This window comes from Sporomusa acidovorans (assembly GCF_900101845.1).
In the GTDB taxonomy this organism is placed as follows: domain Bacteria; phylum Bacillota; class Negativicutes; order Sporomusales; family Sporomusaceae; genus Sporomusa; species Sporomusa acidovorans.
Map to the genome: position 1 here is coordinate 1 of NZ_FNAM01000053.1, position 18,459 is coordinate 18,459.

At 45.4% G+C, this 18,459-nt stretch carries 20 protein-coding genes; all 20 read right to left on the reverse strand.

The genetic code is table 11. The features are described 5' to 3' along the window. On the reverse strand, nucleotides 1-583 hold a 583-nt coding region (locus BLR65_RS24425; protein WP_143122653.1), incomplete at its 3' end, for a formate--tetrahydrofolate ligase. 40 nt (nucleotides 584-623) lie between these two features. Beyond that, complete coding sequence (locus BLR65_RS24430; RefSeq protein WP_093796765.1) at nucleotides 624-1,394, reverse strand: ATP-binding protein; 771 nt, start codon at nucleotides 1,392-1,394, stop codon at nucleotides 624-626. Nucleotides 1,395-1,463: 69 nt separating this feature from the next. Next, complete coding sequence (locus BLR65_RS24435) at nucleotides 1,464-2,111, reverse strand: DUF3786 domain-containing protein (RefSeq protein ID WP_093796766.1); 648 nt, start codon at nucleotides 2,109-2,111, stop codon at nucleotides 1,464-1,466. A 196-nt stretch (nucleotides 2,112-2,307) separates the two neighbouring features. Then, complete coding sequence (locus BLR65_RS24440) at nucleotides 2,308-3,171, reverse strand: bifunctional 5,10-methylenetetrahydrofolate dehydrogenase/5,10-methenyltetrahydrofolate cyclohydrolase (RefSeq protein ID WP_093796767.1); 864 nt, start codon at nucleotides 3,169-3,171, stop codon at nucleotides 2,308-2,310. A gap of 13 nt (nucleotides 3,172-3,184) precedes the next feature. After that, nucleotides 3,185-3,817: a cyclodeaminase/cyclohydrolase family protein gene (locus BLR65_RS24445; RefSeq protein ID WP_093796768.1), complete on the reverse strand. Its 633-nt coding sequence runs from the start codon at nucleotides 3,815-3,817 to the stop codon at nucleotides 3,185-3,187. 275 nt (nucleotides 3,818-4,092) lie between these two features. After that, nucleotides 4,093-4,938, reverse strand: coding sequence for a UbiA-like polyprenyltransferase (locus BLR65_RS24450; protein ID WP_093796769.1), 846 nt, complete (start codon nucleotides 4,936-4,938; stop codon nucleotides 4,093-4,095). Beyond that, nucleotides 4,931-6,391: a menaquinone biosynthesis decarboxylase gene (locus BLR65_RS24455; RefSeq protein WP_093796770.1), complete on the reverse strand. Its 1,461-nt coding sequence runs from the start codon at nucleotides 6,389-6,391 to the stop codon at nucleotides 4,931-4,933. Before BLR65_RS24455 ends, BLR65_RS24450 begins: the two co-directional genes overlap by 8 nt. 33 nt (nucleotides 6,392-6,424) lie before the next feature. Further along, the gene (gene tatC / locus BLR65_RS24460) at nucleotides 6,425-7,249 is read right to left on the reverse strand and encodes a twin-arginine translocase subunit TatC (protein WP_093796771.1); all 825 of its coding nucleotides are present in this window, start codon (nucleotides 7,247-7,249) and stop codon (nucleotides 6,425-6,427) included. Between the two features lie 13 nt (nucleotides 7,250-7,262). Beyond that, nucleotides 7,263-7,478, reverse strand: a complete 216-nt coding sequence (locus tag BLR65_RS24465) for a Sec-independent protein translocase subunit TatA/TatB (RefSeq protein ID WP_093796772.1) — start codon at nucleotides 7,476-7,478, stop codon at nucleotides 7,263-7,265. A 171-nt stretch (nucleotides 7,479-7,649) separates the two neighbouring features. Continuing rightward, nucleotides 7,650-8,624 carry a polyprenyl synthetase family protein gene (locus BLR65_RS24470; protein ID WP_245693024.1) on the reverse strand — a complete coding sequence of 325 codons (975 nt, stop codon included), beginning with the start codon at nucleotides 8,622-8,624 and terminating at the stop codon, nucleotides 7,650-7,652. Nucleotides 8,625-8,695: 71 nt separating this feature from the next. Beyond that, nucleotides 8,696-8,950 (reverse strand): 4Fe-4S binding protein, encoded by a 255-nt coding sequence (locus tag BLR65_RS24475; RefSeq protein WP_093796773.1) that lies wholly within the window; start codon nucleotides 8,948-8,950, stop codon nucleotides 8,696-8,698. A 12-nt stretch (nucleotides 8,951-8,962) separates the two neighbouring features. Next, on the reverse strand, nucleotides 8,963-9,679 hold the full coding sequence (locus BLR65_RS24480) for a 2-oxoacid:ferredoxin oxidoreductase subunit gamma family protein (protein WP_093796774.1): 717 nt from the start codon (nucleotides 9,677-9,679) through the stop codon (nucleotides 8,963-8,965). Nucleotides 9,680-9,681: 2 nt separating this feature from the next. Further along, nucleotides 9,682-10,452 carry a thiamine pyrophosphate-dependent enzyme gene (locus tag BLR65_RS24485; RefSeq protein WP_093796775.1) on the reverse strand — a complete coding sequence of 257 codons (771 nt, stop codon included), beginning with the start codon at nucleotides 10,450-10,452 and terminating at the stop codon, nucleotides 9,682-9,684. Nucleotides 10,453-10,471: 19 nt separating this feature from the next. Further along, nucleotides 10,472-11,548, reverse strand: coding sequence for a ferredoxin oxidoreductase (locus BLR65_RS24490; RefSeq protein WP_093796776.1), 1,077 nt, complete (start codon nucleotides 11,546-11,548; stop codon nucleotides 10,472-10,474). A 167-nt stretch (nucleotides 11,549-11,715) separates the two neighbouring features. Next, complete coding sequence (locus BLR65_RS24495) at nucleotides 11,716-12,624, reverse strand: phosphate butyryltransferase (RefSeq protein WP_093796777.1); 909 nt, start codon at nucleotides 12,622-12,624, stop codon at nucleotides 11,716-11,718. 6 nt (nucleotides 12,625-12,630) lie between these two features. Then, nucleotides 12,631-13,116 carry a siroheme decarboxylase subunit beta gene (gene ahbB, locus BLR65_RS24500; RefSeq protein WP_093796779.1) on the reverse strand — a complete coding sequence of 162 codons (486 nt, stop codon included), beginning with the start codon at nucleotides 13,114-13,116 and terminating at the stop codon, nucleotides 12,631-12,633. Between the two features lie 27 nt (nucleotides 13,117-13,143). Then, nucleotides 13,144-13,593, reverse strand: coding sequence for a siroheme decarboxylase subunit alpha (gene ahbA, locus BLR65_RS24505; RefSeq protein ID WP_093796781.1), 450 nt, complete (start codon nucleotides 13,591-13,593; stop codon nucleotides 13,144-13,146). A 71-nt stretch (nucleotides 13,594-13,664) separates the two neighbouring features. Next, a complete protein-coding gene (gene yihA / locus BLR65_RS24510; RefSeq protein WP_093796783.1) occupies nucleotides 13,665-14,297 on the reverse strand; it encodes a ribosome biogenesis GTP-binding protein YihA/YsxC in 633 nt (210 codons plus the stop codon). Next, entirely contained in the window at nucleotides 14,297-16,612 is a 2,316-nt protein-coding gene (lon, locus tag BLR65_RS24515; RefSeq protein ID WP_093796816.1) for an endopeptidase La, read from the reverse strand. Before lon ends, yihA begins: the two co-directional genes overlap by 1 nt. Before the next feature lie 146 nt (nucleotides 16,613-16,758). Continuing rightward, nucleotides 16,759-18,453: an ATP-dependent protease LonB gene (lonB, locus tag BLR65_RS24520; RefSeq protein WP_093796785.1), complete on the reverse strand. Its 1,695-nt coding sequence runs from the start codon at nucleotides 18,451-18,453 to the stop codon at nucleotides 16,759-16,761. Nucleotides 18,454-18,459: the final 6 nt, after the last annotated feature.

Sequence of the window (18,459 nt, forward strand, 5' to 3'; positions counted from 1 at the left end):
GGCCCTGGGCGGCAAAGTCAATAACCCAGCCCATTTCAATATTTTTCGGGTCAATATCAAGTCTCTTCAAGTTTCTTTTTGCCAACTCGGCGTCGGTGTAGTTGGCTTCATGCTGCATTCTGGCGTTGAGGGCAACCATCGCCAGATTGTGCGCATTCATGATGTCGTTAATGTCGCCGGTCAAGCCAAGCGAGAACTCGGTCATCGGAATTAACAGCGCGTTGCCGCCGCCGGCTGCCGTACCTTTTACGTTCATGGTAGGTCCGCCGGAAGGCTGCCGCAAGGCACCGCCGACGTTTACGCCGCGTTTACCAAGCCCTTCCATAATGCCGATTGAAGTTGTTGATTTACCTTCGCCAAGTGGGGTAGGAGTAATGGCAGTTACCTCAATGTATTTACCATCGGGTTTATTTTTCAGACGGTCAATTACCTTTAAGAAATCAACTTTTGGCGTTCTGCCGTAAGGAATAATCTCATCCTTTTGCAGTCCCATCATTTCCATGTATTTCTCTGTGGAAGGTATGTTACCTTCTGCCGCTTCGGCAATTTGCCAGTCTTTCAATACTGTAGGATCCCAAGCCATAATCTAAATCCCCCTTTTTTAATTGTTTCAAGACTTTGCTTTAGTGCTTGTCTTTCCACTCTTGAACAACACGCAGATAAATTTCTTCCATACTCGCTTTGAAGGCTCCGGTAAGTATGTCTGCTTCGTTTCCGAGAGCAACATCCAGCAGACCGTCATCAAAACGAATGACGCCTAACAGTTCCTGAGCAGCAAACTGTGCCTGGATAAATGCTTCTTCTTTCGGAGTACGGATTTTGTTAGCAATTACTTTGGTAACTTCAATACCCAAATCCTTAGCTAATTGCATGACCACCCGTGCTGTCTGGACACTTGTCTTGCTTGGTTCGGTAACCACAATCATAAGATCCATGCCTTTAGACGTGCCACGTGTTAAATGCTCTATTCCTGCTCCCATATCAAGGATAACCACGTCATCTTTGTCCAGGATCAGGGAATCCACAACGGAATACAAAAAAGCATTTTCGCGGCAGTAACAGGCTGAACCGCCTGGTTTTATGGCACCCATTCTTAGGAATTTGATGTTACCCACGCTAATGGAATACTCGTCTAAGATGTCGTCAACATCAGGATTAAGACTATAGAGCAAGCCGCCACCGGCACTCTTCTCCTTAATCACGTCTTCCATATCAATCAACGGAATTACTTTAGCCAAGATATCATCAGGTATTCCTAATGCAAGACCTAAGCTTGCGTCCGGGTCAGCATCCACTGCGTATACACGACGACCTTCACGGGCAAATAATTTTGCCAAACTGGCAGAGACAGACGTTTTTCCGACGCCGCCTTTGCCGGAGACTGCGATTTTCAAGACCTCACCTCCTTAAAATAGCGTTATGATATATTAATTTTTTTAACAGCAAGAGGTAAATTTATTCGATCAACTTAACGTCCGTGCCGTTTTGTTAAGCAAACTGGCCCCAGCCGCCGCCGCCACAACCAAATCCTCTGTAGGCAGATAATATTGAGCAGTGGCATCAAACAACGCTGTAGCATTTGCCGGGAATTCTTCATCCCCCTCCCAAATCACATAAGTGACAGGAAGCTGCGGCAAGATATTCAGTGTAACGGCAACATCACCAAATCGTGCATTACTGCCGCCAATTTTTTCGCCCGCTTTGGTTAAAAGCTCGGCTTTTTTGCCAAAAACCGCTTTAAAGGCACCAAGAACACGCCCGTTAAACGGCTGTATATAAATCATGCCGCCAGGTATTTCTTTAAAAGATATCCATTTACCGGTTAAGGGAGATCCGCTTGCCGTAAGTAAATAATGCAGCAATATGACTTTAGCGGCCACCGGCACCGGGTCTTGACGGTCTGCGAAGTTTACCTCTCCGTCCGGATAATGAACATTGTATACCTCATTGATATATTTTATTGTAAATAAGCTTTTATTTTCATCAAAATCAGCACCACTGCTGGCAGCCATGTCTGCCGGTTTTTTTTTGTTTAAACCGGCACAAGCCTTCTCATAAGCCAGTTGATAGCCATCCTGCAGATGCTGGGGATTACTATTACCAGTTTGCATTAGCCGTGCCTCCTAGTGCAATAAAGCAAAAATTACTGAAAATCATAAACTGCAGGCTACTATATATTCCGCAGTAAAGAGTTTGCAGACTCAGGTGGGTGGTGCATTGACAACGCTCCACCGCTGGCGCTTGACTTCCGCTTTTGCCAACACACCACCTACCTGCAAAACTTTAATGCGTTGTATATATCCATTCTTAGATCAGCTTGTTTTGCAGCTCACAAGCTTGGATAGTCTGTTTACATAGCACAACAGTTGTAACTGAACCAACGCCGCCTGGAACCGGTGTAATTTTTTCGACAATCGGTTCAACTGCCGCATAATCAACATCACCGCAGTATTTGCCGGGATTGTCAGGATCTTCATTAATACCTACGTCAATAACAACTTGACCGGGTTTAACAAAACTAGCTTTTACCATTTTTGCCCGGCCGACGGCGGCGATCAAAACATCAGCCTCAGCACAAACTGCCGGCAAATTTTCCGTCCGCGAATGGCAAATTGTTACCGTGGCATGCTCTCTTAACAGCAACATTGCCACCGGTTTACCAACCACCTGAGACCGTCCCAACACAACTGCCTTTTTGCCCTTAAGCGGGATATTGTAAAATTTAAGGATATCCATGCAGGCTGTCGGCGTACACGGCGGGAAGCCCGTTGGATCATCTGTGTAAACTTTGGCCGCGCTGCCAATTGTCATGCAGTCTACGTCTTTTTCCACAGGAATCAGGCTGCGAATTTTCTTTTCGTCCAGTTGTTTAGGCAATGGCGCAAACATCAAGATGCCATTGATTTCTTTATTGTCACCCACACTGATCACGGCTTTTTCAAAAGCAGCCTGATCAATATCAGCCGGATATTCAAAGACTTGATAAGCCATACCGATGGATTCACAGGTCTTTTTGGCGCCCCCTTCATAGAAAAGATCATCAGGACGGGCACCAACCCGGATAATGCCTAATTTGGGAGTAATTCCTTTGGCTTTTATCGCAGCAACCTTTTGTGAGAGTTCATCTTTCATGGCATCTGCGACCGCTTTACCGGCTAATCTTTCGGCCATTGTTAAATTCCTCCTATTTTTTTATTTTGCTAAGAACAAGTTCCAGTGTAGCATCGGCAATCTTCGAGCCTTCAGCCAGCAACTGTTCCATTTCTGCCCGGTTTTTCTTCACATATTCCTGGTCTTTAATCGTATTGAGGTTAATTACAACATTCAACATTCCGCTAATAAGCGCGGACTTTAAAAATACAACGCCGCAACCGACATCGGAAATTGCCAGATTAGTCCCTATTTGCCCCATACGCTCATGGATTTTGATGCCTTCATAGCACTTACGCATAATTTTCATTGGTCCTTCGCAGGCATCCTTAGAGCATTTTTCCATTACTTTTTCTTTATAAGCAATTTGTTCCGGGGTGTCTTTCGGTAAACCATAAGCTTTGGAAAGCGGTTCAAATACTGCCGCATCTTCATCTACCAATTTTTTTAGTTCTTCGATTACCTGTTCCCCTTTTGCAATTAACTCTTTGACTTCTCCCTCTACCTCGGCATATTTCTTTTTGCCCACAGTCAGATTCCCAACCATGTTGGAAAGAGCCATCCCAATAGCACCGCCAAGGGCTGCCGCACCGCCACCGCCCGGAACCGGAGCTTTGGAAGCCAGTACTTCCAGAAAATCGGAGCAAGACTTATCCAGCATACTCATACTCTTATCCTCCCGTCTCATTCTGAATTTAGCATGTCAGAACAGCTACATATACCACGTTCACTGCAGCAAATAAAATTAGTTTGTTATTTCACATACATTCTAATGGAAAAAAATTCGCTTTATTTTCAGAAATTCCTGCTAGTTTTTAATTATCCAAAAAAAATATTATTGACATATTTTGTCGAAGCTTGTTCAAAGGAATTGCGCCCCTTTACTATAACCGGTATTAGCAGCAAAGAGGCGCAAAATAATACAAAAAATGATAATTCATTTTAAACTAACGCAATAATAGTAAAAATAAAGAGCAGAATGCTGACTAAACCATTGCGCATAAAATAACGCTGTGTAACTTCACTTAAATTCTCAGGACTCACAATGGTATGCTGGTAGATAAGAACCATGGCCGCAAGCATAACGCCTATATAGTAAATGAAATGCAGTCCTAACAGGATACCGACAAAGGTAAAACCCGCAATGCTGATAACATGCATAAGCCTTGACAGCCTTAAAGCTCCCCGGACACCGAACCGTACCGGCATAGAATGCAACCCGTTTGTCTTATCAAACGCCACATCCTGACAACCGTAAATAACGTCAAACCCGGCAATCCACACCCCTACTGCCAAACCTAATAACAAAACCGCAAGGGATATATCTCCCTTGACACCTATCCAGGCACCAACCGGAGCTACGGCCAAAGCCAAGCCTAACACCAAATGGCATGTCCAGGAAAATCGTTTCATATAAGGATAAATAACCAAGGGAATTAAAGCGAGCGGCCAAAGTTTTAGGCATAGAGGCTGTAACTGGGCCGTAGCCGCAAAAAACAGCGCCAGGCTAAAAACAATAAGCAAAGCGGCCTCCCGGGGTTTAACGGTACCGGTTACCATCGGTCTTTTGGTGAAGCGTGGATGCAGCTTATCATATTTTAAATCAATCAGATTATTGAGTGCCAGCGCAGCACTCCTGGCGCCAACCATGGCCAACGTGATCCATACAAGGTCATGGCCGCCGGGAATCGATCCTGCAGCCAAAAAGGCTCCCATATAAGCAAACGGCAAAGCAAAAACGGAATGGGACAAAGCAATATTGTCAAGATGGGCCTTTAATTTACTCAAGACCCAAATCCTTCCATTTGGCATCGACAAGTTCTTTTATATCAGCCGACATAATAATTTCATCAGGCCATTCGCGGGTTTGTCCCTCCTGCGGCCAGGTTTTGGTCGCATCGATGCCTATCTTTGTCCCCCAGTTTGGCATCGGTGATGAATGATCAAGCACATCCAGCGGTCCATCCACCATAACAACATCCCGTTTGGCATCAATATTATTAAATACCCGCCACCAAACCTCATTCATATCTTGCACATTAACATGCGCGTCAACAACGATAATCATCTTGGTGAACATCATTTGTCCCATACCCCAAATCGCATGCATAACCTTTTTAGCTTGCTGCGGATAGCTTTTCTTTATTGAGACAACGGCACAATTATGAAATACACCTTCCAAAGGCAAATTTATATCGATAACTTCCGGCATTTGGGTTTGCAGCAGCGGTAGAAAAATGCGCTCGGTAGCCTTTGCTAAAAAACAATCCTCCATAGGCGGTTTACCGACGACAGTGGCCGGATAAATAGGATTTTTGCGGTGCGTGATACAGGTTATATGAAAAACCGGATAATTGTCTGCCAGAGAATAGTAACCGGTATGGTCACCGAATGGTCCTTCCACCCTAAGCTCGTCCATGTTGACATAGCCTTCCAGTATAATTTCCGAACCTGCAGGCACTTCAACATCGACGGTTTCACATTTTACCATCTCGACTGATTTCTTGCGCAAGAAACCGGCAAAAACCATTTCATCAATATCGCGCGGCAACGGCGCAGTGGACGAATAGGTAATCGCCGGATCACCGCCAATAGCAACCGCAACCTCAATTTTATCCTTGCCCAGTTCTCGATGGGCCCGATAGTTTTCAGCACCGTTTTTATGAATATGCCAGTGCATGCCGGTGGTCTGATTATCAAATACCTGAAGACGGTACATACCGACGTTGCGCTTCCCATTAAGCGGATTTTTGGTGAAAACCAACGGTAACGTAATAAAACGGCCGGCATCTCCCGGCCAACATTTCAGAATTGGGAATTTTTCCAAAGAAGGTTTATCTTTAATTATCACTTCTTTACAAGGCGCATTTTTCACGTATTTAGGAAAATTAATAGCGCGTTTAGCCGAAGGGATAATTTTGACCAAATCAAGCTTATTTTGGAGAGAAATGTAGGGGAGTTTTAAAATTTGGCGTATTTCCTGGGCAATATCATCAATTTTTTCCACTCCCAGCGCTAAGGCCATCCGTTCCATACTGCCAAAGGCATTCATAAGAACCGGTATATCATAACCCTTGACATTTTCAAAAAGCAAAGCAACATTTTTTTCACCTTGCATTTTGGAAACCCGATCGGTTATTTCTGTAATTTCAAGTTCACAATCAACAGGTTGGGTAATTCGCTTAAGCCAGCCGCGTGACTCCAACGCAGCTATAAAATCGCGTAGGTCATTGTAGGCCAAGGTAATACTCCTTTCAGCAAAGAAAAGGTACAGCTATTTCCGTAATATGTATTTGACAATTACGATGCTTATCTCGTACAACAAAACCACAGGCACTGCCACCATCGTTTGTGAAACAACATCCGGAGTTGGTGAAATGGCAGCTCCCAGTACAAAGGACAGGACAAGTACCATTTTGCGTTTAGCTACCAAAAATCTTGAATTAATGATTCCCAGTTTAGCCAAAACTAATATAAATAAAGGCAATTCAAAAATGAAACCAAAAGGCACTAAGAAGGAGATCACAAAAGAAAGATATTGACCGATCGAAAACATTGGCTGCAAATTTTCTGTTGCAAATCCCATAAAAAACTTTATGCCTGCAGGCAATACTAAATAGTAAGAAAAAATCAAACCGATGAAAAAAAAGATGATGGATACTGGAACCAAAAAAATTCCAGCCTTGCGTTCGTTATTCGTCATGGCCGGGACAATAAAGGCCCATAGCTGATACATGACCACAGGCAACGCCAACAAAAAGCCAGCAAAAAAAGAAACTTTTAAATAGGTAAAAAAAGCTTCCGACGGATTCATGTAATAAAGTTTTCCCGCAGGTGCCGTTATCAGCGCGGTTATTTCAGCGGCATAGAAATAGCAGGCGGTACTGCCAATAGCAATGGCGGCGATCATAGTTATCAGCCGCCGGCGCAATTCTTCAAGATGCCCAATTAAAGACATAGCTGCCTTATCTTGTTGAGCTGCCTCAATATTCTCATCTTCAAGTTGAGTTTCTTCCCGTTCCACTTTATCACTGTAAATTACACCTGTACTCTCCGTATTATCTGATTGGACAGGTTTATTATCATCATGGTCTGGCATCAAACAAACACCCTCACTTTTTTTCCTCAGGCTGTTTGTTGACTGCCTCTGTTTTTGCCTCGACTTTTATCGGTTCTTCTTTAGGGCTGACAATGTCAGTACTGGCCCGGCGAAATTCCTGAATTCCCTTACCAATGGCCTTGCCGACTTCCGGCAGTTTGCCCGGTCCAAATACAATCAGTGCAATAACTAATATCAAAACTAATTCCGGCATACTAAAACTAAACATAATAGCATCCCCCTTTTTTTACTTTGTTACGTATTCTATTATACCTGGACGTCCCAAAAAAAACAACGTATCAGATAATAACGGCAAAAAACGGCTGCCGCCTATGTTCATAAACATAGTTATCAGGGAAGCCGCGCTCATCGCTATTTTTTGTATTATGTAATTTAAATATTAGTACTTGCGTAACCCCACAAAATCAGCGACTGCCAGCAAGGCTTCCCGCACAGGAGCGCGAAATGTCAGCGGCAAACTATTGCGTGCATGCTGCAGATAGCGGCTCACTTGCTGATAGCTGTATTCGACCGCATCTGTTTCGTGAACAATTTCCAGCCCTCGCCGAACATCTTCATCAGACATGTTTTGCTTTTCAATAATATTTCTGAGTTCGTCACGGTGAAAGCTTGTTTTTAATGCATAAATTGTCGGTAACGTAACGATTCCCTGCCGCAAATCATTTCCCACCGGTTTACCCAATTGTTCGGCCGATGCGGTAATATCCAAAATATCATCTGTAATCTGAAAGGCCATTCCCAGCGCAAAACCGTATTCGCGCGCCTGAACAACATCCGCTTCGTCCAGTCCTCCGGACAATGCACCCAGTTCACAACTGGCGGCAATAAAGTCGGCGGTTTTTTGCGCTACTCGCTGGCGGTAATCGGCCTCGTCCTGTTCAGGGTTAAAAGCCTCCCTGAGTTGAACGATTTCCCCTTCACACATACTTGAAATTACGTCAGTCAAAATTTTTAACATGCTCTTATCGGCACTGGAGGCAATCGTTGAAAATGCTTTAGCCCATAAATAGTCGCCTGTCAATACCGAGCTGTGGTTGCCCCAACGCGAGTTTGCCGTTGGCCGCCCCCGACGGGTAGCCGCACTGTCAATAACATCATCATGGACTAAGGTAGCCATATGAATAAGTTCAATGGCTACGGCCATAGGCAGCAACTCACTTAAGCTAGGATTGCCGCCGCGGGCGCATAACAGATACAAAGCGGGTCGTAATCGCTTACCCCCCGCCTGTATCAAATGCACTCCAATGTCGTTAACCAAATCTACCGGCGATTGTATTACAGAATACAGTTCTTTCTCAACAGCGTCAATGTCGTCTTGGACTATGCCAAAAATACTACTTGGGGATTTATTCACTCTTTAATCACCTACAAGACAAAATCTGTTTCTATAATACACCATTTTACCGGTAATCGTCTACAACACGATTAGCTTTTATTTTTTTTTTCAACACGAATAGCACAATCGGGACAAACCATTTGACAAATTCCGCAAACAATACATTTTTTCATATCGGCTTCCACACGTGGTGTGCCATATACCCCAAGATCTTCCGACCAGGAAATACATTTAACCGGACATTTTTCGATACACAAGCCACAGCCTTTGCATAAACCCGGGAAAACCGCCCAAAAGCCCTTCTCGCTGTCATATCGTGAGGATTTCCAATTATCTTTCGCCATTTGCTCCCCTCCTTACATTACGCCCTTAATAAGTTGGTAGCCACGTTCAAGAGCCTTGAAGTTCATATCGCGAAGAGCCGGATTTTGTTTAAATTTGTCACCTAATTTAGTTTCAAGCGCCTCTTTGATAGTATCCAATGGCAGCACTTCGGTTGCCGCAATTACCGCACCAAGAATAATAATATTGAACACCCGCGGATGCAGTTCATTTTTGGCAATATCATTTGCCGGAATCGCCAAGACCTTTTTAACCTCCGGCAGGTCTTCCGGATCTACAGCCGGCCCTTTTTTCGCAAACGAACCGGTTTTAGGTTCACCTGCAATCATGTCCTGAGGCAAATCCGCATTAGGCTGTTCAGCGGTCGGACAGGGTGGCGTTACATCAAAATATTGCAGACCGACAATATTATCCTTGACCTCCCCTTCCTGAATGAGTGAATTGTCGTAGATATAGACAGTATCTTTTCCTGCATACATCTTGGTCCGTTGCACGGCCCGCGGGCTTACCGGAATCAGAATGTCGGCCTTTTGAAACTTGGGCGCCCCAATTTGACCGTCGCTTACCTGTACAAAGGCAATGGAAACGCCTCCACGCTGCTCAACACCAAAGTTAGGTATGTACAATGCATTTTTGCCTTCTTCGTTAGCAGCTTCAGCCAAGATTTCAGCAATAGACTGTACACCCTGACCGCCTTCGCCGGCAATAGCTATTTTGGTAACCTTTACCATGGTTAGCCCTCCTTTGCTTGCGGCGCCCTAAGTTCGCCGACCTTAAAGTATTGCGCCATATCTTTTTCAACAAATTCCCACGTTTGTTTGGCATTCGTACGCCAGTTGGTCGGACAGGACGACAAACATTCGACAAAAGAAATACCTTTGCCGTCAATCTGGTTTTGCAAAGCCTTTTTGATAAACCCTTTTAATTGCCGTGGATTGGCAATCGTTCCGCGGGCAACATAAGCCCCTTCAGGCGCAACGGTTGCAACCATCTCCGGTCCCTTGGTGGGCTGTCCGGTCTGTTCTATATCACGCCCATAAGGCGTCGTTTCTGTTTTCATGCCAGGCAGGGTAGTTGGCGCCATTTGACCACCGGTCATGCCATAGTTACAGTTATTACACAAGATAATCGTAATTTTTTCACCACGCACGGCAGCGTTGAAAAGATGTTGGGACCCAATGGCATAGCCACCGCCGTCGCCCATATAGGCCACCCCGATAATGTCCGGATTGGCCCGTTTCATGCCGGTAATAACAGGTGTTGTACGGCCGTGATGAGTTTGTACGGAATCGACATTAAAAAAATCCCACGCCAGTAAAGAGCAACCAATATCACAGCCAAAAACCATTTTATCTTTAATTCCTAGTTCGTCGACAGCCTCACCGAGACATTTAAGAATAATGCCATGACCACAGCCAGGACAAAATTTATGTGCTTTAGTGGTTTCATCCCAACTGCTGGGCATAGCTGGCTGAAGAATGTTATTTTCACTAAGCTCTTGCATAGTAGTCTCCCTCCTATTTCTACAGTTTGTTATATTCTTCCATAATTTCTTCGGTAGTGATGCCAACACCGGGACGCAACATCGGCACAATGTCAATGGTACTGCCAAAGATTTCGTGTTGGACAAGCTTCATCAACTGACCGTATGCAGATTCCGCAATGAACAGCTTTTTGGCCCCCTTACTTGCTTCCTGTAATTGTTTGCCAGGGAACGGCCGAACCGTTATCGGGCGAAAATAGCCAACCTTCTTGCCGGCGGCACGCAATTGCTGATACGCGGTTAAGGCAGCCCGCGATACGATACCATGGGTCAGCAGGATAACATCGGCATCCTCACACCCTTGTGCATCCCATTCGACAACTTTTTGCGCCATCATATCCCAATCCCGCTGATTCTTCATTACAACTTCATATAACTCATCTTCCGTATTATAGGTATTGCGAAGATGCTTAATTTCCCGTTCCGGCTTTTCGGTATCGCCCAGCAGCGCTTCGGTTTTAACTAACTTATGGCCTCTGGCTTCAGGATCATAAATTGTCAGCGGTTCGCGCATCTTAGCTTGATACCCGTCACCCAGAATAAAAGCAGGGAAGCGATACGTCCAAGCAGCATCAAAAGCTTTGATCGTATAGTCAAATAACTCCTGATGGGTAGCTGTAGAGTATACGATCCGGTGACCTTCCCCGTTGCCGCCAAACGTTGTCAGAGTAGTCTCCTGTTGCGCATAAATTACTGTTGCCGTGGAAGGGCCGCCCCGCTGCTGAATGATATAAACGATTGGCAAACGCATCATTTCCGCCATACCGGCAGATTCCTGCATCAAAACGTTCCCTGGACCGGCCGTAGCGGTAAAGGCTTTTCTGCCTGCAATTACACCACCCAGAGTCGTAAAACCGGCAGATATTTCATCCTCAGTTTGTAAAAAGCGTTTACCATATTTGGGAGCCAGTCTTGTCCAGTAATGCATAATCTCGTTTTGCGGCGTAATTGGATAGCCATACATGATATCAGCTTTCGCGGCTACCGCAGCCCAGGCACACACTTCATTCCCTGTCATAAACACTCTTTGTTCACCTTGCAGTGAAACTTCGGCCATAAAAGCACCTCCTGAAAGTATACCTTCTGGTAATCTCCTTATATAGTTTGAAGAAAATGCAGGAACCTTATACAACAAAAGGAAGGTGGAGCAATATTTCTCCACCTTCCTAGCATACCCAGCACATATTCATTCTATCTATCACGAAGAGCTTTGTTTCCTAATTACTATCCGAGCAATGTTCCTAAGGCAATTGATATGAGCTTTGCCTCATAGGTATCTGCCCGGGATGTTACTACCACCGGTTTGGCCGCACCCAAAATTAAGCCGGCCAACTTTGCCCCAGCAAGGTAAACTAACGATTTCCCCAGTATATTTCCCGCCTCAATATCCGGTGTTACTAAAATATCGGCACCGCCTGCTACCGGACTGGAAATCCCTTTATGTTTGGCTGCCTCTAAATTAAGCGCATTATCAAGTGCTAGCGGCCCGTCAACAATGGCCCCCCTAATCTGTCCACGGTCAGCCATTTTAGTTAAGGCAGCGGCCTCAAGTGTTACCGGCATATCCGAGTTCACCACTTCCACAGCCGCCAGAATCGCTACTTTAGCCGGAGTAATTCCCAGCACCTTAGCCAATTGAATGCTATTTTGAATGATATCTGCTTTTTGCTGCAAGGTAGGTGCAATATTCATCCCACCGTCAGTAATCATCAGCAGCCGGTCTAGCGCGGGAACTTCACATACGGCAGTGTGACTTAAAATACGCCCTGTTCGTAAACCGATTTCTTTATCAAGTACGGCCCGCAACAGATCGGCTGTATTAATTAACCCTTTCATGAGAACATCGGCTTGCCCACTTGATACCAAAGCAACAGCCCGGTAAGCCGCCTTACGGTCATCCGGCTCGTGAACCAAGGGTACATCGTCAAGATCGACCCCCAATTTCTGCGCAGTTTCCTTGATTTTATCAATATCCCCTACCAATGTAAACTCAGCAAGCTTTTGTTCGCGCGCTCCCCGGACGGCTTCCATGACAGCGGCATCCTGTGCAGCCGCGACAGCTACCCGCTTGGGTAATTTATCTTTTACAGCGTTACGTATATCGTCAAAACTCTTAAGTTTTTTCGCGCTCACCTACATTCACTCTCCTTTAGAGAATTCAGGAAAATAAATCATACTGGATTTTTTCCACTCACGGGTGCTAAAGAGTAACTGATAGTTGTCAAGTCCGGCCAAATTAGCCAGTTTATCAGCCAGGTCCCGGCATTCTTCCCGGGTATGGGCGTGCAACATGGTATAAAAATTATAAGGCCAGTGCGGTTGAGGAACACGCGAATAACAGTGAGTAACAATCTTATAGCCTGACATAAGTTCGCCGACTTCTTTAAGGCGGGCTGCCGGTACCTTCCAGGCACAAAGTGCGTTAGCGGCATAACCGACTTCGCGGTGACGCAATACGACTCCCATTTTACGCAGTTTTCCTGTCATTCGGTACTCATTCAATTTTTCCAGAAGCTGCTGTTCAGAAATCCCAATTTTCTCAGCCAATTCTTTGTATGGTTCTGCCACTAAGGGGAATTCACCCTGCATAACGGCAATGATCCTTTTATCCAGGTTATCTAACATAAGTCACCTCGTCACTCTCATTTGTCATTATAAAGAGAACTCGACACTTACCTTATATTTTTCAATAGCGGGAAGGCTAATAAGGCCCTGCACTCCCGGCAAATTGCCGATGTCAGCCAATATCCGCTCTTGTTCTGTTGGACCTGGCGTCAAAAGGGTAAACCAAAGATTATATTCCCCGTCACGCTCATAGTTATGGGTGACACCGGAGTAAGCATTGACCGCTTGTGCAACCTCAGCCATATGCTCAGGCCGTACTTTGGCTGCTGCCAGCGTACTGGTAAAACCCAGACAGCCCGAGTCAAAAAAAGCGCCAAAACGCCGGATATAGCCATGGCTTTTCAGCCAAACTAAGCGTTCAATGACCGTAGTCTCATCCACGTTAAGTACCTTTGCCACAGCAGCAAAAGGACGCGGTTCAATCGGCAATTTTGTTTGCAGCAGATTGAGTAATTCTTTGTCAAATTGGGTTAGCATGCAGTCCTCCTAACAAAACTTAGTTAACCAAAAGGGAACAGCCGGCCGACTGTTCCCTCCGTATAGTACTATCATTTTAGCAAAATGTTCCTAATAACGTCAAGAAGTTCATCCCTGCCTAGCCCGCTAACGGCTGAATAAGCCAAAATGCTGCCGGCAGGATTAAGATTGGACATATCAATGTCTTTATAAATTACCTGAATATGCTGGCGAATACGGCTTTTAGAAATTTTATCGGCTTTCGTGGCCACTACCTGAACCTCAAGTCCGTGTTCGATCAGCCAACGATAAACATTCATATCGCTTTCCATGGGTGGATGACGAAGATCAATTAGCTGGCACACTAGTTTTAATCGAGACGATTTGAGCCAGTATTCCTCGATAAACTTCGACCAGGTTGACCGTGCTGTCTGAGCTCTTTTGGCATACCCGTATCCAGGTAAATCAACCAGCATGAATTCTAGCCTGGAATCATCAGCAAGCTTGCCCGCAAGGCGAAAATAATTAATTGTCTGCGTTTTGCCCGGCGTCCCACTGGTACGTGCCAGCCCGTTCCGCCGGCAGAGCGAATTGATAAGTGACGATTTGCCGACATTAGACCGCCCAATGAAAGCAATCTCCGCCAACTCGCCTGCCGGATACTGATTGGCGTTAACAGCAGTTGCTACATAACTGGCATTAATAATAGTAAAGGAGGCGGTCATTAATCAGTCACCATAGCCGTTTTCAGTACCTCATCCATATGTTCGACCAACACAAAATCAAGACTGCGTTTTACATTGGCAGGAAGCTCATCCAAGTCACGCTTATTTTCCTTAGGCAGCATGACTTGCTTGATTCCCGCCCGGTGAGCGGCCAATATCTTCTCTTTAATTCCGCCGACAGGCAATACCCGGCCGCGGAGAGTTATTTCTCCCGTCATAGCCAGCTCACTTTTAATGGGTTTGCCGGTTAAGGCTGAAGCAATCGCGGTAGCCATCGTAATACCGGCTGATGGTCCGTCTTTCGGAATAGCACCTTCCGGCAAATGGATGTGGATGTCCAGTTTTTCATGGAAATCTTCCTCAATACCCAATTCTTTAGCCCTGGACCGGATATAACTAAACCCGGCCTGCGCGGATTCTTGCATAACATCACCCAATTGTCCGGTAAGCAGCAATTTACCTTTGCCTTTCATGGTGGAAATTTCCACAGGCAATACATCACCGCCCACCTCGGTCCAGGCTAAACCGGTAGCTACCCCTACCTGATTGGCTTCTTCGGCATGCGCATGCCGATATTTGGGTTTGCCTAAAAAAGTGTGTAGATTTTGCGCTGTAATTTTAATAACAGGACCTTGGTCTTGAACGATCTTACGCGCCACTTTGCGGCATAAATTAGCAATATTCCGCTCCAGATTCCGCACGCCGGCTTCACGGGTATAATCACGTATTACTTTTTGAATAGTCCCTTCTGAAAATGAAATTTGCTTATCTGTCAAGCCATGATCGCTAACCTGCTTAGGAATTAAATAACGTTTGGCAATCTCCGTTTTTTCCTCTTCCGTATACCCGGCAATAGAGATTACTTCCATGCGATCCATAAGCGGCCGTGGAATATTATGCATGACATTGGCCGTGACTACCCAAAGCACCCGTGACAGATCATAGGCGATCTCAATATAATGATCACTAAAGCTGTTATTCTGTTCCGGGTCCAGTACTTCCAGCAAAGCAGACGACGGGTCGCCACGAAAGTCAGCGCTCATTTTATCAATCTCATCAAGAAGAAAAACAGGATTTTTCGAGCCGACTGTACGCATGCCCTGAATAATACGTCCTGGCAAGGCACCGACATACGTGCGGCGGTGGCCGCGGATTTCAGCTTCATCACGCACTCCGCCTAAGGAGACCCGGACAAATTTACGTTCCATAGCTCTGGCTATCGAGCGAGCCAGTGAGGTTTTACCAACACCTGGCGGCCCAACAAGGCATAAAATCGGCCCTTTCATTTTTTGAGTAAGTTTTCGGATGGAGAGGTACTCTAAGATCCGTTCTTTAACCTTTTCCAGTCCATAATGATCTTCATCCAGAATTTTCTCGGCAACATCAATATCCAATCTGTCTTCGGTTTCAACATTCCAGGGCAGAGCCAGCAACCAGTCCAGATAAGTGCGAATCACGCTGCCTTCCGCCACCATCGGCGGCATTTTCTCCAGCCGGTCAATTTCTTTATTAATCTTTTCTTCCACTTCTTTAGGGAGATTCTGCTCTTTCACCCGTTGGCGATATTCTTCCACTTCGGCCGTACGGTCATCTTTTTCACCAAGTTCCTTCTGGATGGCTTTAAGTTGTTCACGCAAATAATATTCTTTCTGAGTCTTCTCCATTTGTTTGCGTACCCGAATATGGATTTTCTTCTCGAGTTCGAGAATTTCCATTTCACGCCCAAGAATCTCACACAACCGTTCCAGCCGCTCATTAATTTCTACGGCCTCTAATAACGTCTGTTTATCTTCAATTTTTAGTGCTAAATGACTGGCAATAAGATCTGTCAAACGTCCCGGTTCTTCGACTACAACCACCGAAACCAGCGTTTCCGGCGGAATTTTTTTACTCAACTTAACCCACTGTTCAAACTGATTGATTGCCGTCCGGGTGAGCGCCTCAATTTCCGGCGTTTTGGTCTCGACCTCGGAAAATTCACGAATCTGAACTTGATAGTAAGGTTCTGAACTAATAAATTCTTCTATTGCGCCGCGATGCAAGCCTTCGACTAATACCCGTATCGTGCCTCCGGGCAATTTCAATAATTGTTTGATTTCTGCCACAGTACCTACAGAAAAAATATCTTCTGGTTGAGGTGTATCATTTTGAGCATCTTTTTGTGAAGCCAGCATAATTAACCGGTCTTGCACCATTGCTTCCTCTAAAGCACTAATGGATTTTTCCCGGCCAACATCCAAATGAATAATCATATATGGAAAAACCAAAATGCCTCTCAGCGGTAAAAGTGGTATTGTACGCCGTTTTTCTGCCAACATTGCTTCCTCCCTTCGGTATCCCTGCGGTTAATTAAGTCATTAACAGTAGTTTCAACACCGCTATATAAAATATTCTGAGTATCTGCTAAAAATCCTCTTATTTCCCAACAATAACAAGCCGGGTAATCACCCGGCTAACTGTCTTATACTTTTTCAACACCGGCAGCTGCTAAAACCTCCGGCATAGTTGCTACGGTATCCGGTTTAAAAGTTTCACTGGGTTTAACCATCGCATAGTGTAACACTTCCTGTAACGTTTCAACCGGAATAACCTCAATCCCCATGTTTTTATACAATTCCTGCCAATTTTCGCCAGGTATCAGAATACGCCGCGCGCCGGCCTGTTTGGCAGCAGCGACTTTTGCACCAACGCCCCCGACTGGTTTTACCAGCCCTCTGATCGAGATTTCGCCTGTCATGGCAACGGTATTATCAATAGGGATATTGTTGATTGCCGAGTAAATAGCCGTGGCAACCGTTACCCCTGCCGAAGGGCCGTCGACAGGAATGCCACCCGGGAAATTCACATGTATGTCATATTTTTGATATTCGATTCCAAACTCTTTGGCCAGCACTGTAAGTACATTATCGAGTGATCCCTTCGCCATACTTTTACGCCGCATGGTGCGCCCGGGTGAGCCAATTTCCTCTTCGTCAACAACCCCGGTAACGGTAAGTTTTCCTGTGCCGTAATGATTAGGAACTGCCGTCACCTCCAGCTCCATAAGCATCCCAATATTGGCACCATAAACAGCTAAGCCGTTTACTACACCAACTTGCGGTTTAGCCGGAATTTTTTTCTCTGGCCGTGGACTATATTGGCCAAAATTAATCACCCACTCTGCGTCCGCCTGGGTAATAATACGCTCTGTTTTTCCGGCACTTTGGATAATCCCAATCGCGATTTGAATAATATTTACAGCCTCGCGTCCATTGGTTGCATACCGTTTAATAACCGCTAACGCACCATTATCCAAATTATAATTCACTCTTTTAGCGGCATTTAAGGCCACTTTACCAATCTCATCAGGCAGCAGCGGCCGGAAAAAAACTTCCACACAGCGGGAACGGATTGCGGGTGGTATATCCTGCGGCATTCGGGTCGTAGCCCCAATGAGCCGAAAATCTGCCGGCAGGCCATTTTGAAATATGTCGTGAATATGCTGCGGTATATTGGGGTCCTCACTATTATAGTACGAACTGTCGAGAAATACCTTACGGTCTTCCAGTACCTTTAATAGTTTATTCATTTGGATATGGTGAAGTTCCCCAATTTCGTCAATAAACAGCAAACCGCCATGCGCTTTGGTTACGGCTCCGGCTTTTGGCTGCGGGATACCGGCCATCCCCATTTGGCCTGCACCCTGATAGATAGGGTCGTGTACCGTACCAATAAGGGGATCTGCGATTCCCCGCTCATCAAAGCGCGCGGTTGTAGCATCAAGCTCAATAAATTTAGCGGCTGGTTTAAAGGGAGAATAATGGTTTTGCCTTGCCTCATTTAATACCAGTCGGGCTGCAGCTGTCTTGCCGACTCCGGGTGGGCCATAAATAAGAACATGTTGAGGATTGGCGCCACACAAGGCTGCGCGCAAAGCTTTTAGTCCTTCTTCTTGTCCAATGATTTCGGAAAAGTCAGTCGGCCGGGTTTTTTCGGCCAGCGGTTCGGTTAAGGAGATTTCCCGCATTCTCTGCAGTTTATCCATTTCCTTTTTGGATTCACGTTCTACCGCTATCTTATTACCCTGTTGTGATTTAAGCAAATTCCAAAAGTAGAGGCCAATAATCACAGCAAAAAACAACTGAATCACACTGATAATATTGACAGCATAATCCAAAATGAC